16 protein-coding genes are annotated in these 13,176 nt (G+C 50.4%); 5 read left to right on the forward strand and 11 right to left on the reverse strand.

The genetic code is table 11. The features are described from left to right. Positions 1 to 6 precede the first annotated feature (6 nt). Positions 7 to 291, forward strand: a complete 285-nt coding sequence (locus tag L6J37_RS02585) for a ComEA family DNA-binding protein (protein ID WP_027252848.1) — start codon at positions 7 to 9, stop codon at positions 289 to 291. A gap of 62 nt (positions 292 to 353) precedes the next feature. Here the strand turns inward: L6J37_RS02585 and rrtA are convergent, their stop codons facing one another. Beyond that, on the reverse strand, positions 354 to 926 hold the full coding sequence (rrtA, locus tag L6J37_RS02590) for a rhombosortase (protein ID WP_237794054.1): 573 nt from the start codon (positions 924 to 926) through the stop codon (positions 354 to 356). Between the two features lie 10 nt (positions 927 to 936). Between rrtA and L6J37_RS02595 the strand changes: the two genes are divergently transcribed. Further along, positions 937 to 1,551 (forward strand): tRNA-uridine aminocarboxypropyltransferase, encoded by a 615-nt coding sequence (locus L6J37_RS02595; protein WP_237794055.1) that lies wholly within the window; start codon positions 937 to 939, stop codon positions 1,549 to 1,551. Here L6J37_RS02595 and L6J37_RS02600 read toward each other — a convergent pair. The 6 genes from L6J37_RS02600 to L6J37_RS02625 all read right to left on the reverse strand — a co-directional run bounded on the left by L6J37_RS02600 (position 1,548) and on the right by L6J37_RS02625 (position 8,212). After that, a complete protein-coding gene (locus L6J37_RS02600) occupies positions 1,548 to 2,912 on the reverse strand; it encodes an anti-phage deoxyguanosine triphosphatase (protein WP_237794056.1) in 1,365 nt (454 codons plus the stop codon). The two genes, L6J37_RS02595 and L6J37_RS02600, sit on opposite strands and share 4 nt — an antisense overlap. Then, positions 2,912 to 3,496: a 5'-deoxynucleotidase gene (yfbR, locus tag L6J37_RS02605; RefSeq protein ID WP_046218758.1), complete on the reverse strand. Its 585-nt coding sequence runs from the start codon at positions 3,494 to 3,496 to the stop codon at positions 2,912 to 2,914. Before yfbR ends, L6J37_RS02600 begins: the two co-directional genes overlap by 1 nt. Before the next feature lie 125 nt (positions 3,497 to 3,621). Then, on the reverse strand, positions 3,622 to 4,836 hold the full coding sequence (locus tag L6J37_RS02610) for a pyridoxal phosphate-dependent aminotransferase (protein WP_192015108.1): 1,215 nt from the start codon (positions 4,834 to 4,836) through the stop codon (positions 3,622 to 3,624). Between the two features lie 304 nt (positions 4,837 to 5,140). Continuing rightward, positions 5,141 to 7,012, reverse strand: a complete 1,872-nt coding sequence (locus L6J37_RS02615) for an MFS transporter (RefSeq protein ID WP_192015109.1) — start codon at positions 7,010 to 7,012, stop codon at positions 5,141 to 5,143. A 14-nt stretch (positions 7,013 to 7,026) separates the two neighbouring features. Then, on the reverse strand, positions 7,027 to 7,623 hold the full coding sequence (locus tag L6J37_RS02620) for a TetR/AcrR family transcriptional regulator (RefSeq protein ID WP_161446525.1): 597 nt from the start codon (positions 7,621 to 7,623) through the stop codon (positions 7,027 to 7,029). A 181-nt stretch (positions 7,624 to 7,804) separates the two neighbouring features. Continuing rightward, a complete protein-coding gene (locus L6J37_RS02625) occupies positions 7,805 to 8,212 on the reverse strand; it encodes an NINE protein (protein WP_027252841.1) in 408 nt (135 codons plus the stop codon). A gap of 286 nt (positions 8,213 to 8,498) precedes the next feature. Here L6J37_RS02625 and L6J37_RS02630 point away from each other — a divergent pair, with 286 nt between their 5' ends. Together L6J37_RS02630 and L6J37_RS02635 are read left to right on the forward strand one after the other, a co-directional pair. Further along, complete coding sequence (locus tag L6J37_RS02630; RefSeq protein WP_192015110.1) at positions 8,499 to 9,356, forward strand: Tim44 domain-containing protein; 858 nt, start codon at positions 8,499 to 8,501, stop codon at positions 9,354 to 9,356. A gap of 174 nt (positions 9,357 to 9,530) precedes the next feature. Next, the gene (locus L6J37_RS02635) at positions 9,531 to 9,776 is read left to right on the forward strand and encodes a TIGR02647 family protein (RefSeq protein WP_192015111.1); all 246 of its coding nucleotides are present in this window, start codon (positions 9,531 to 9,533) and stop codon (positions 9,774 to 9,776) included. On the opposite strand, the gene L6J37_RS02640 is transcribed toward L6J37_RS02635, so the two are convergent. Then, positions 9,753 to 10,019 carry a YkgJ family cysteine cluster protein gene (locus L6J37_RS02640; RefSeq protein WP_237794057.1) on the reverse strand — a complete coding sequence of 89 codons (267 nt, stop codon included), beginning with the start codon at positions 10,017 to 10,019 and terminating at the stop codon, positions 9,753 to 9,755. The two genes, L6J37_RS02635 and L6J37_RS02640, sit on opposite strands and share 24 nt — an antisense overlap. 275 nt (positions 10,020 to 10,294) lie before the next feature. On the opposite strand from L6J37_RS02640, the gene L6J37_RS02645 reads away from it, so the two are divergent. Continuing rightward, a complete protein-coding gene (locus L6J37_RS02645) occupies positions 10,295 to 10,729 on the forward strand; it encodes a YcgN family cysteine cluster protein (RefSeq protein ID WP_192015112.1) in 435 nt (144 codons plus the stop codon). A 56-nt stretch (positions 10,730 to 10,785) separates the two neighbouring features. Here L6J37_RS02645 and L6J37_RS02650 read toward each other — a convergent pair whose 3' ends face one another. The 3 genes from L6J37_RS02650 to L6J37_RS02660 form a co-directional block, all read right to left on the reverse strand. After that, positions 10,786 to 11,253, reverse strand: coding sequence for an arsenate reductase/protein-tyrosine-phosphatase family protein (locus L6J37_RS02650; RefSeq protein WP_237794058.1), 468 nt, complete (start codon positions 11,251 to 11,253; stop codon positions 10,786 to 10,788). An 81-nt stretch (positions 11,254 to 11,334) separates the two neighbouring features. After that, complete coding sequence (dusC, locus tag L6J37_RS02655) at positions 11,335 to 12,294, reverse strand: tRNA dihydrouridine(16) synthase DusC (protein ID WP_218382875.1); 960 nt, start codon at positions 12,292 to 12,294, stop codon at positions 11,335 to 11,337. Positions 12,295 to 12,376: 82 nt separating this feature from the next. After that, positions 12,377 to 13,078 (reverse strand): NAD-dependent epimerase/dehydratase family protein, encoded by a 702-nt coding sequence (locus tag L6J37_RS02660; RefSeq protein ID WP_218382877.1) that lies wholly within the window; start codon positions 13,076 to 13,078, stop codon positions 12,377 to 12,379. Positions 13,079 to 13,176: the final 98 nt, after the last annotated feature.

Raw genomic sequence — 13,176 nt, forward strand, 5'->3', positions numbered from 1 at the left:
GAAAAAATGAAAAACACATTTGCATTAATTTTGCTGGCGTCGAGCGTTGTCTTACCTGGAGTGGTGGATGCGTCCGATAAGCATGAAGGGATTGAAATAACAATTAATATCAATAGTGCCAATGCTGAGGAACTGGATAAGCTACTATTAGGCGTTGGTCCGGATAAAGCTCAGAGCATTATTGAATACCGGGAGCAGAATGGGAAATTTGCCACTATCGAGGATCTGAGTAAGGTCAAAGGCATTGGCGCCTCTACTGTAGACAAAAACCGCGATCGCATTCAGCTCTGATGAGCTGAAGACTGAAACGCCACTATCTTGTAAGGGGTGCAATGCGCCCCTTGCAACCTGCATTATTTAACGGGTGATGCTGATAACCTGAAAGCAGGTGGCAGCATGGCTAACAAGAAGCCACCGACAGCCCCTGCAAGATGCGCTTCCACTGCAATCTGTGCTTTAATCATGGACGCAGTTTCAGCGGACCCTCCGCTATACAAATCCCAGCTGATTTTTAGGATACCGGCTATCAGCAATAACCGTCCACCAGCACGCTGTGTGCGAATATCCTGACAGGCTCCCCAAATGAAAACCCCATGTAACAGGCCGGACAATCCTGCGTAACCGTCCAGCTTGGTAAGAAACAGAGACAGGCCTACAATCAAGCTTAACGAGGCTAGTAACAGCCCGAAGCGCCCTGCAGTCAGGTAAAACCGGAACAGATAACCGATTATCAGCAGACCTGAAACATTCATGCCGAGATGGGCCCAATTGGTGTGGGTGAAATTTCCTGTTAGGATCCGCCACCATTGCCCGGCTTCAATGAGTGGACGCTGCCATTCAAGCAGTGCATGAAGTGGTGCAAGCTGTGCTGCGACACAAAAAAGACAGGTTGCCAGCAGAGACAGGAGCAGAGATCGTGATAACAAGGGCACCTCAATGAGCCGATACTGTGAAGATTGCGGTAAAGCAGGCAATGCCTGCATTTGCCAGTGGATTGAAAAAATTGATGCTAGAACTGAACTCTGGATATTGCAACACCCGTCTGAAGTCAGCCGGCCGCTCGGTACGGCCCGTATTCTGACCTTATCGCTGCCAAACGCGCGCTTATGGGTAGGTGAAGATTTCAGCCGGCATGAGGAAATTAATAGCCTGCTGGCTGACCCTGATCGCCATGCTGCGGTGCTCTATCCGGATGAGCAGGCTGTGCCGCTTTCCCGTCGGGCTGCATCAAATTCGCTTCCTCTGACGACATTAATACTCTTGGATGGTACATGGAAGAAGGCGTATAAAATGTGGCGCTTGTCAGCTAACCTGCAAGCCTTGCCGTGCGTGTGCCTTGATGATGTACCCGCGGGGAATTACCGGATTCGAAAATCACCCAAACAATCAGGGTTATCAACCGTTGAAGCGGCCTTTCACGCCCTGAATCAGCTTGAAGGCGAAAGCCAGCGTTTTTTGCCATTAGTGACTGCGTTTGAAAAGATGATTGATTTTCAGATTAGCCAGATGCCGCCCGGACTGTTCGAACGGCATTATGGCAAGCAGCCTTAAACAATAGGCCCTATTTTCCATTCACTGGCAGGTTGAAACAGGTTGCTATAAAGACGTTGGGCGAACCCGTCTGTCATCCCGGCAATATAGTCAGCAATGATCCGTTGTTCATTTTCACTATGATGGATGGCTGTGCGCCAGCGGTCGCGTGTACTGGCCGGCAGCAACCGCTCGGGATCAGAGGTGAAAGCCTCGAACATTTCCATGATGATCTGCTGCCCTTTGTACTCAAGCAGCTGAATTTCCGGTTTATGGACCACGTACTCGCTGACAAATTGCTTCAGTACTGTCAGGGCGCTTTCCATGGGGGCCGACAGGTAGGCGTTCCATTTTAGCAGTGGTTCGCTGAATGCAGGGGCATTTTCGGCGGTTGTCGGGCCAATCTCAATCGCTGTGATAAGGGCATTCACCAAAGCACCAATGGCATCTTTGCGCTGATGGTGATCGGCAAACAACTGCTGACTCAGCCATTCCGTCCGAGAAGCCAGCCAGGGTTCCCCACAGTGCAGTAACTGGCTGGCTGCAGCCTCTTCCCATTGTTTCTGTGTCACTATGCCCATGACGATGGCATCTTCCAAATCGTGCACGCCATACGCAATGTCGTCGGCAAGTTCCATGATGGAACAGTCTAAAGACTTAAAGCGTGTTTTGAGGTGTTGAGTGGGAGAATGCCGCTCGCTGCGCATCATACCGAACAGCTCCCTGTCTTGCTCTGGAAGAGAAGACAGCACCCACTCAAAGGTCTCTTTGTCGTCGCGGTAAATTCCCTTGGCGGGCTGCCAGTCTTTGGCGCGCAAATGCCGGAAGTCGATGACTTCAGGGGGTTGCTCTGTGGCTCTTGTATCGCGGATAAAAGCCGGGTATTTCAGCAGCCCGAGCAAAGTGCGGCGTGATAAATTCATACCAAACTTTTCGGTATAGGGCTCAAGTAATGTGACAATTCTGAAAGTCTGCGCATTGCCTTCAAAGCCACCATGATCACGCATCATATAATTGAGCGCTACCTCACCACCATGGCCAAACGGCGGATGCCCGATGTCATGCGCCAGACACAGGCTTTCCATCAGGCTGTTTGAGGGCAAGAGCGAGCGAAATTCGGGCTGCTTGATTTTCAGCTGAGCCACGATGCCGGTGCCGATTTGGGAAGCTTCCAGCGAGTGGGTCAGCCGGGTGCGGTAAAAGTCGTGGTGACCGGCGCCATGGACCTGAGTTTTGGCCTGTAAGCGGCGAAAGGCCGCAGAGTGAAGAATTCTGGCGCGATCACGCTGATAGGCAGTACGGTGATCATCGCGTCTTTCCTTGTGCTCCTGACTCTTTCTTGCTTGCCACAGAGCGGTGCTTGGGTCACTGGGTAAAGGCATTAACTGATCTCATCCAAAGTTAGGTTGAAACTGGTGGCGAAGGTTTTCAGGAAATAGCTCATTTCCTGTGTCTTTCGCTCTTCCAGCGTTTCTTCGAGACGTTTCTTGGCCTGTGTGAATTCGTGATTGCCGGCACTGAGCTCTTCCAGACATTTCAGGTAAGCACACAAGGTATCAGCCTGCTTGACTATGTGGTAGTCCTGCTGGTCGATGGCATCACTGACCAGCAAAGGGGCGTAGTCGGCCTGAAACTCGTCGGGGAGCATAGAAAGCAGCCTTTGCTCGGCGGCCAGTTCAATCTTTTTGTACTCTTCTGCAATAGTCGGGTTGAAGTATTTGATCGGTGTTGGCATGTCGCCTGTCAGTACTTCACTGGCATCATGAAACATGGCCAGCAGGGCGATACGTTCAGGGTTTAGCTGCCCACCGAAGTGGCGGTTTTTGATCAATGCCAGAGCGTGGGCGACAAAAGCCACCTGAAGGCTGTGTTCTGAGACATTCTCAGTTGCCACGCAGCGCATAAGCGGCCAGCGCTGAATCAGTTTCATACGAGCGAGATGAGCAAAAAAATGGCTGGTTTTCATGATGTTTCCACATTGATCAGACTGCTATTTAAACCTAACAGATTTTTTGCAGCCTAGGAAACAACAAAAGCCCCGAGAACCGGGGCTTTGCGATACATACTGAAGGGTTTATTGCCAATAACCAGTTATTGGCGGTAACCGTGAAGAAATCGCTCCAAACGACCGATGGCCATTTCCAGGTCATCAACCCTGGGTAATGTCACTATGCGGAAGTGATCCGGCTTTTTCCAGTTAAAACCTGTGCCGTGGACTATCAGTACTTTCTCTTGCTGCAGGAAGTCCAGTGCCATTTTCTGATCATCGACAATGTTGAACTTCTTCTGATCCAGTTTAGGGAATAAGTACAAGGCACCTTTAGGTTTCACGCATGACACGCCGGGAATTTGCGTAATCATGTCGTAGGCCTTGTTTCTCTGCTCTAGCAAGCGACCACCAGGCAGGATAAGCTCGTTAATGCTCTGGTAGCCACCTAAAGCTGTCTGTACTGCATGCTGCATCGGCACGTTGGCACACAGACGCATTGAGGCCAGCATATCCAGGCCTTCGATGTAGCGTTTGGCAACGTGGCGTGGCCCTGAGAGCAACATCCAGCCAGCGCGGAAGCCACAGACACGGTAAGACTTAGACAAACCATTGAAGGTGACACAGAACACGTCTTCTGCCAGTGGTGCGATAGAAGTGTGCTGGGCGCCGTCATAGAGAATTTTGTCGTAAATTTCGTCGGCAAAGATAATCAGTTTGTGCTGACGGGCGATTTCAATCACTTCCAGCAAAAAGTCACGGCTGTAGACAGCACCGGTTGGGTTGTTCGGGTTGATCAACACAATCCCGCGCGTTTTCGGGGTGATTTTACTGCGAATGTCGTCAAGGTCCGGATACCAGTCTGATTCTTCATCACAGATATAGTGCACAGGATTGCCGCCAGACAAGGATATGGCCGCAGTCCACAGCGGGTAATCGGGTGCAGGAACCAGAATTTCATCCGTGTTATCCAGCAGTGCCTGCATCGCCATGACGATCAGTTCGGATACGCCATTGCCGATATATACGTCTTCGACATCTAAATCCAGCAGGCCGCGTCTCTGGTAATGCTGCACTACGGCTTTACGTGCCGAGTAAATGCCTTTTGAATCGCAGTAACCCTGTGAGGTTGGCAGATTGCGGATCACGTCCACCAGGATTTCATCCGGAGCATCAAAACCGAATGGGGCGGGGTTGCCAATGTTGAGCTTAAGAATTTTGTGGCCTTCTTCTTCCATGCGCTTGGCATGTTTAAGAACGGGACCCCTTATGTCATAACAAACATTGTTGAGCTTGGTAGACATCCCGATGTTGTGCATGTGGTCATCCTGCGAAAAAGTGAACATTTCCCACAAATTACACTAAATGCCACCTTTTGATAAAGGGTTTGCAGGAAAAAATTATGTGAAGGGGCGTAATTTTAATGTTTATCAGAATAATAAACTAAAAGAGTGAAAAGTGGTCTGTGAGGTGTGAGGCCGATGATATCTCGGCTTCACTGGATAATGGCTGGTTTTAATGATTGTTATTGATTTATATGTTGGTGGATTATTCTGTATAAATTTTTAAGGCAGGATAAAAACGGAAAGCGCAAAACCACGCACTTTCCGTTTTGTCAGTGTATTAGCGAGATTCGCCTCGCAGCGCAATAACGGTCTCACGTAAAGCCGCGCTATTGGCTGATTGCGCATTCACCGGGGTCCCGGCGACAATAGTCACACGCGACCAGAAACGTTTCGGCCACTTCAGCAAGGCTTTACCGCCTTCACGGCTGAAGTAACTGCCCCACAAACCTTGCAGTGCCATCGGAATGACAGGCGCAGGGGAGCGTTTCAGGATGAGATCCACACCCCGCATGAAAGGCCCGACTTCTCCATCATGGGTGAGCTTTCCTTCAGGGAAGATACACACCAATTCGCCTTGAGACAGATAGTATTCCACTTCCTCAAAAGCTTTTTGAATAGATCGCCTGTCTTTTGCGGCAATAGGAATGACTTTACAGGCGCTGCAGAAGGCTTTAATGAGTGGCAATTTGAATATGTCCTCATCCATGATAAAGCGTATCGGGCGAGGGCAGGCACCGGCCAGCAGCAAGGCATCCATATAGCTGACATGGTTGCAGACAATTAATGCACCGCCCTGCTTCGGAATGTTCTCCAACTGCTGGTGGCTTACCCGGTACAAGGTGTGGCTGACAATCCAAATGATAAATCGCCAGAAAAAATCGGGCGCCTGCAGGTAGATATACCCCAGCACCAGCAGATTGAGAACCGCCAGGAAGAGGAAGAACTGCGGTATCGACAAAGACAGTACTGACAGGAAAACGATCGCGGTCACTGAGCTGACGACCATGAAAATGGCATTCCAGATATTGTTCGCCGCAATCACCTGCGCCCGCTCCGACGGTTCGGCGCGGTTTTGCATCATGGCATACAGTGGCACGATATAGATACCGCCAGACACACCCAGCATGGTCAGTGAGAAGAACACCCGAATCAGATCCGGTTGGGTCAGAAAGGCCCACAGTGAGTCTGACACTGGCGCTATATCAGGGGTCGCGAACATCAGGTCTGCACCAAACAGGGTGATGCCGAGTGAGCCCAGCGGAACGATGCCCGGCTCGATACGATGGCCAGACAGGCGGTCGCACAGCAGTGAGCCGATAGCGATACCGATGGAAAACAAGGTCAGCAATACTGAAACCGAAGCGGCATTACCGCCAAGGTATAACTTGGCGAAGTTGGGAAACTGGGTCAGATAACTTGCCCCCAGAAACCAGAACCAGCTGATCCCCAGCACGCACTGCAACACCACTTTATCTTTTGCTGCAATAGACAGCGTTTTGCGGGTTTGTCTGATCGGCTGCCAGCGAAACCGCTGACCTGCACCGCAGGGCTTGGCTGCAGGGATATAACGCGAACTGGCATAGCCTAAGACAGCGAACGATACCACAGCCACTGCCGCTATGGTTCTCGCTGCTTGCTGATCGGCAATGATCCCCGCAAGCAGGGTACCGATCAGTATGGCCAGAAATGTCCCTGTCTCAACCAACGCATTGCCGGAAACCAGTTCTTCCTTTTTCAGGTGCTGAGGCAACAAGGCATACTTGGCCGGGCCAAAGAAAGCCGATTGCGAGCCCATCAGGAATAACAGCAGCAGTAAGGCGGTATAATTTTCTGCCACAAAAGCCACAGCCGCCATAGCCATAATGATGATTTCAGCCATTTTCACTTTTCGCATGATGCTGGCTTTGTCATAGGAATCAGCCAGAACACCGGCAGACGCCGAGAACAAAAAGAAAGGCAAAATAAAGATACCGGCGGCCAGGTTGATAATGAAATCGGACTCAAATGGCAAAGTGCCCGGCGCTGCAAAAGCGATCAGAATTAGCAGAACATTTTTATAAATGTTGTCGTTAAATGCACCCAGCGCCTGGGTAATGAAATAAGGGAGAAAACGGCGTTGGGTCAGTAAAGCGGATTGTGAATGACTCATCTGGCTGGACTCCTTCATACCTGCCAATTGTTCAGGTAAGTGTCCAGCAGGTTGTCGATCAGCGCTTTTCCGTCAACGGGCGTTGAGGTGAAGAGCTTATCGTCAACGGTCAGCAGGGTAATGCCATGCACGCCAGCCCACAAGACACGACTGGCTTCCATCACCGCGGTTTCTGATTGGTCGGGGATGAGCTGGCGGATAAGGCTTTCCAGCATGTTGATCATGTTGTTGATGCGTTCATTCTGCCACTCAGGCAGTTCCTCGCCATTCATGGTGTGCTGGAAAATCAGCTGCCAGCGGTAAGGATTATCCACCGCAAAATTGAGATAGCAGTAGGCAAGTTTGCGCAGTGCGTCTGTTGTAGACTCTGACTGCTGCAACTGCTTTTCAGCCTCAGCAAACAGTTCATCCATGGTTTGGGCAACAGCATGGAGTAACAGCAGGTTATAGTTGCCAAACACATTGACTAAGGTACTGGGCACATAGCCAATCATTGCGGCCACTTTACGTAAACTGAGTTCGTGATGGGGGTGCTCGCTGAGAAACTTTTTGACTTGCTCAAGTGTCATGCTGATGAGCTCTTCCCGCGTGTGATCGTTTCGTCTTGCCATGATCTTCCCTACATGGTGCGCTAAGCACAAATAAAAGGCCGGACAGTTTGCTGGCTGCCTTATAGCACAGGCTGCGTGTGCTATAAAAAGTATAGAATATAGAACAATGTTCAATATTCTATGGGCAACAAAACTTCCGGGTCAAGAATGTCTCTATTTACCTGTATTAACGTTACCTGTATTAACGGCGTTCGGCATTTTTGACCGAAACCTGCTCATTCAGGGTCCAGAAATCAATCAAAACACCAATCAGGAAAAAGCCAAACGTCAGTAAATACAAGAGTCCGCTTATCCATTTTCCCATGTACATACGGTGCACGCCGAAGACACCCAGAAAGGTAAGCAGCAACCAGGCAATGTTATAGTCCAGTTCGCCACTTTGGAAACGAAGATCCGCTTCTTTGTCCATGCCGGGGATCAGGAACAGATCGATCAGCCAGCCAATGCCCAACAGACCCAGAGTGAAGAACCACAGTGTGCCGGTCACAGGTTTGCCGTAATAAAAGCGGTGGGCACCGGTAAAGCCAAAAATCCAAAGCAAATAACCTATCAGTTTACTGTGTGTGTTCTGATGCGTCGCTTCATGCATGGTGATTGCCTCACTGTATGCGAATTGAGATAAGTAGGTCTTGCCTAATACTAGGTGGGATGTACACAAAGTAACAAGCCATTTCATTAGCTTAGCCGTAGAAGATCGCATTGTTGGCTATGAAGTGATGTCAGCTTGTTGTTGAAAAGTGTAATGGTTTACAGGGAGCATATTCGGCGAGCCTGCTAAATTTGGTAACAATTTGGCCGACAGACCTGATTGACTTTACCATCCCCCCAGCTAGGATGCATAAGGATTGCATTTTATAGGCAAAGGTAAAGGATTGATGAAACGCTATATAACCATGTTCGCGTTACTGGTGGCTGTGTCTTTCACTGCTCCGCACGCAGAAGCGAAAAAGTTTGGTGGCAGTAAATCTTTGGGCAAGAGCTTTAAAACAGCTCCGGCGCAAAAACAGCAACCGCAGCAAACAGATACGATCAGTAAACAGAACCCAACGGCATCAGCCGGCAAAAAAGGCTTGATGGGCGGACTGCTGGGCGGATTACTTGCCGGTGGACTGCTGGCAGCATTCTTCGGTGGGGCATTTGAAGGTATTCAGTTTATGGATATCCTGATTTTTGGCCTGATCGCTTTTCTGATTTTCAAGTTCCTCAAAGGCATGCGCAAAACCAAGCCGACGGCAATGGGGCATCAGCAGGCGTATGCCGGTGACTCACCCCAGGCACAGCACCGTCAGCAAGCGGATGCATTTACCGGTGCGGCGAGTGCACAGCCTGAGTATCGCGCAACCGATAGTGATGTGCCGTTCAATCTGCCTCCTGGCTTTGACATGAATGCTTTTTTGCAAGGTGCTCGTGAGCATTACCGCACACTGCAAGGCGCCTGGAATTACAATGAGCTGGAAACCATCCGTGAGTATGTCAGCCCGGCACTGTTTGAAGACTTAAAAGCAGAGCGTAACAAGCTGGATGGCGAGCAGCACACTGAAGTGATGTACGTTGATGCAGAGCTGGTTCGTGCTGATTACAATGCCAATACCGCTCATCTGAGCGTGAAGTTTGCAGGACGCTACAAAGATAGCCATGAAGGGGTAGAAGAAGATATCTCTGATATCTGGCATTTGGAGCGTGATCTGAGCGCACCGAATGCACCTTGGCTGATTGTCGGTATTCAAGCCTGACAGACTGGGTATAAAGACCCTTAGAAACTCAGCGTTTCATAGACCGCTTAGCCCGGAGAGGGGTAAGCGGTTTTCTTTTTTTTCAGATAATTACTGTTGTTTTGATCTAAACCGCAGCGACTTTGGGTTTCTCTCACTATGCTTGGAGATAAGTTCTTAAGAGGAGAGGTCGCTATGCCCCTGACACCAGAGTTAGTACAAGAATTGAATCTGCTGGTTAAGTTCCCGATGCACAGTGATATGGAGGGGATCAAGGTTAATCATGACGCGAGTTCTGAGATGATCTCTGCCGCACAGCGTTTGTATGATAAAGGGCTCGTCACTCAACCCGATGGCGGCTATCTGACCAGCTCGGGCCATCAGGCATTAGAGCATGCCAAATCAGCCTTGCGAATATTATCCGGCAAAGTGAACGTCTGAGATCTGCTCCAGCTCTGCCAGGTTGAACAGCGCTTGCTGATTGGTGGTGCCGCAGAGATCCGGACAGGGTTTGAAGTGATGACATACTGCCGGTCTTTCCGGCTTGCCAAAAAGCTTGCACAGATTATTGTCGTTTAGCTGAATACAGCGCACCCCGGCAGGTTTGCCATCAGGCATACCCGGAATGGGGGAAGAAATACTCGGGGCAATACAACAGGCTCCGCAGCCTAAACGACAATCCATTCCAACCTTCTATACTTATCTGGCAGTCTTATTCAACAGTGACACTTCGTGGACACGTTCGTGATTCCGGCCAGTATCACTGGCCGTTCACGCTGGTGGCGCAAATTATCACCCATAGTATCGGGAATCAACCTTTGCGGCTGTTGTGTGCCTGCCAAAGAAAGGAAATCCGGACTGAGGCTTGCACTTTGCCGGGCAGACAGCTATAACACCGCCTTGTTTCCTCTTATCCCTACAATAAGAGGGCGAATAACGCATGATATTGGGGCACAGAGATGGCAGCATTTTGGCAAGAGAAAGACCTGACAGCAATGACAGATACAGAGTGGGAATCGCTGTGTGACGGCTGCGGTAAATGCTGTCTGCATAAACTTATCGACGATGATACCGATGAAGTTTATTACACTAATGTTGCCTGCAGTTTACTTGATGACCAAACCTGTTCATGTAAAGACTATGCCAACCGGTTTGAATCGGGCGAAGAGTGCCTCAAGCTTACCCGTGAGCGCATTGATGAGTTCAGCTGGTTGCCGGACACCTGCGCCTATCGCCTGCTGGCCGAAGGTCAGCCCTTGCCGGAATGGCACCCGTTAATTACCGGCTCCAAAGACGCCATGCATGCGGCAAATCAGTCGGTCCGCGATACAGTCGTGTACGAAATTGATGTTATCGACTGGGAGGACCACATTCTGAATCACCCGAATCGCTAGTGTCCGTTGCCTGCAGTCTGACGCCGACTTAGCTGGATGAAATGACATTCGACGCGCTACAAGGCGGTTTGGCTGAGCTTTGTCTTTATCTCTTCCGCACTGAGACTGTCTATCGCTAGTGTGCTCAGTGTATCGACGTGATGTTTCAGCAGCAGTGCGGTTTGTTCACAGGCTTTTTCCTGCTCATTAGGGTCTTGGCTGAGCGTCAAGGGATTGGGTAAATCCCAGCTCACCCGTATGCCGTCTGCCAGCCAGTTCGGACAAGGTTCGCCATGCTGGCTATCGCCGACAGAAATCACAATATCAGGATGGAACCGTGAAAACTCTTCCCAGGACTTGCTTCGGTAATCAGCCGGATTCAGGCCCATTGCGCTGAGGTAAGTGTGTATGAATGCAGGCAACTCACCTTTTGGGTCAGAGCCTGCACTGGCGATGTGAAAATGAGCAGGTAAAAAACGTTTAGCGACAGCTTCCGCAAGGATACTTCGGCAAGTATTGTGACGGCTGATAAACAACACTTTCATTCTAAGTCCCACTTATTCAAGGCTCTCCATGTTTCAAGCCTAAGTGTTGTTTATGACGTTTTTGTGTCAGTTGCGCTGCAACTAGCAGGCTTGCCGTAACAATTGCGTTTTTGCAGATTGCAGCACTTCGACAATAGGAGCGGCCTTATTATGGCGGCGGACATCAGCAAACAGAGCTTTGGCTTGCGGGTATTCGTGGCGAAGGTAAGCAAACCACTGTTTGACACGGTTTGGGTAATACAAGCCTTTATCCCCTTTGATTTCGTAACCGGAATATTTCAGCAGCAGATCCAGCACCGTCTCCCATACCATGTGGGGGTGATTATATTTGACTACATTGCCCAGGTTAGGCAGGTTGAGCGCGCCGCGACACACCATCAGAGCATCGGCTTGCGTGGCTTTCATACACTCTTGCCCGTCGGCATGGTTCCAGACTTCACCGTTCGCTACGATTGAAAGCTGTGCTGTCTGTTTTACCTGACGTATGTAATCCCATTTTATCGCCTCGGCTTTATAGCCATCGGTTTTGGTGCGGGCATGAATGGTGATTTCATCCGCTTTGGCCTGCGAAACCGCATCGGTGATCTCAAAGCAGTGACCCGGATCATCCCAGCCTAAACGGACTTTGGCCGAGACTGGCACTCGCGGGTCAACCGCATCACGGACGGCTTTGACGATCTGATACATCAGCTCGGGTTCTTGCAGTAATACCGCACCTCCCCGGCTTTTATTGACTGACTTTGCCGGGCAGCCAAAGTTGATATCGATACCGGGAGAGCCCAGCGAAGCCGCGAGATGAGCGTTTTCGGCCATCCAGTCCGGATCTTGTCCGAGTAACTGAACACGAACAGGTGTGCCTGACAGGGTTTTTCCACCTTGCAGTAATTCCGGGCACAGACGATAGAAGACACTTTTGGGCAGGCGCTGGTCGATCACGCGGACAAATTCAGTCACGCACAGATCGTAGTCATTGATTTCAGTGAGCATTTCCCGCATCAGGTGGTCAAGCACACCTTCCATCGGGCCAAGTATCAGTCTCATAGCCTCAGATTACTGTAGTTCAGTTAAAGAGGCGAGATTGTAGTGTGGTTAAGCTGGCTTGTCACCTTTTGCTCAGTATCTGTCAGGCTTGAGGGCGCTGAGTATCTGCAGCCTGTCGTCTTAGCGCATTGCCGCTGTGAATTTCCGCAGAGGTGGGCGGTAGCTCTAACGCCTTGATTGCCAGATTCAGCATGGTGAGGGCAAGGTCTTCGGCCGGAATGGGGACAAGGTGCGAAAGCGGGCCGATAAGCAAAGGCTGCGCGAGTTCCAAGCCCTTTTGCAACAGCACTTCATCTTGCCGTGATTCTGAGCGCTCACCGCTCAGCGGCCCCGGACGTACGAAGATGCAATGGCTGAAGCCCATGTCACTCAGTGCCTGCTCCATTTTCGCTTTGCAACGCAGATAGAAGGAAGGGGAGTAGGGCGTGGCACCCAGGCTGGAGATGACAACAAGGTGCTGTACGCCCAGCTGTAACATACTGCGCGCCACCGACTTGACCAGCTCTACATCTACGGCTTCAAGCCCGGCTTTGCTGCCGGCAGACTTTTTGGTGGTGCCCAGGCAAATAAAGCCAAGTTCAGGGACGGGATCGGTATCTTCCCATTCTGTGATACGTAATTCAGGATGCACTATCTGCACCAGGTTTTTACTGCGGTAGGGCAATGCGACACGGGTTAGTGCGTATACCTTTTCCATGGTGCCGTTACCGAGCAGCAGGTGCAGAAGCTCGTTGCCCACCAGGCCGGTAGCTCCTGCAATAATAGCGCTGACCTCTCTTTGCATCTTTGTTACCCACAGCTGTTAGCGTTAAGGCCATTTTGGCGTTGTTTTGAATGAAATTTCAACAACAAATCGTCACATTTGCGGCCTTTTCCGTTTGC

Source organism: Photobacterium sp. WH77 (genome assembly GCF_022014395.1).
Lineage (GTDB): Bacteria > Pseudomonadota > Gammaproteobacteria > Enterobacterales > Vibrionaceae > Photobacterium > Photobacterium arenosum.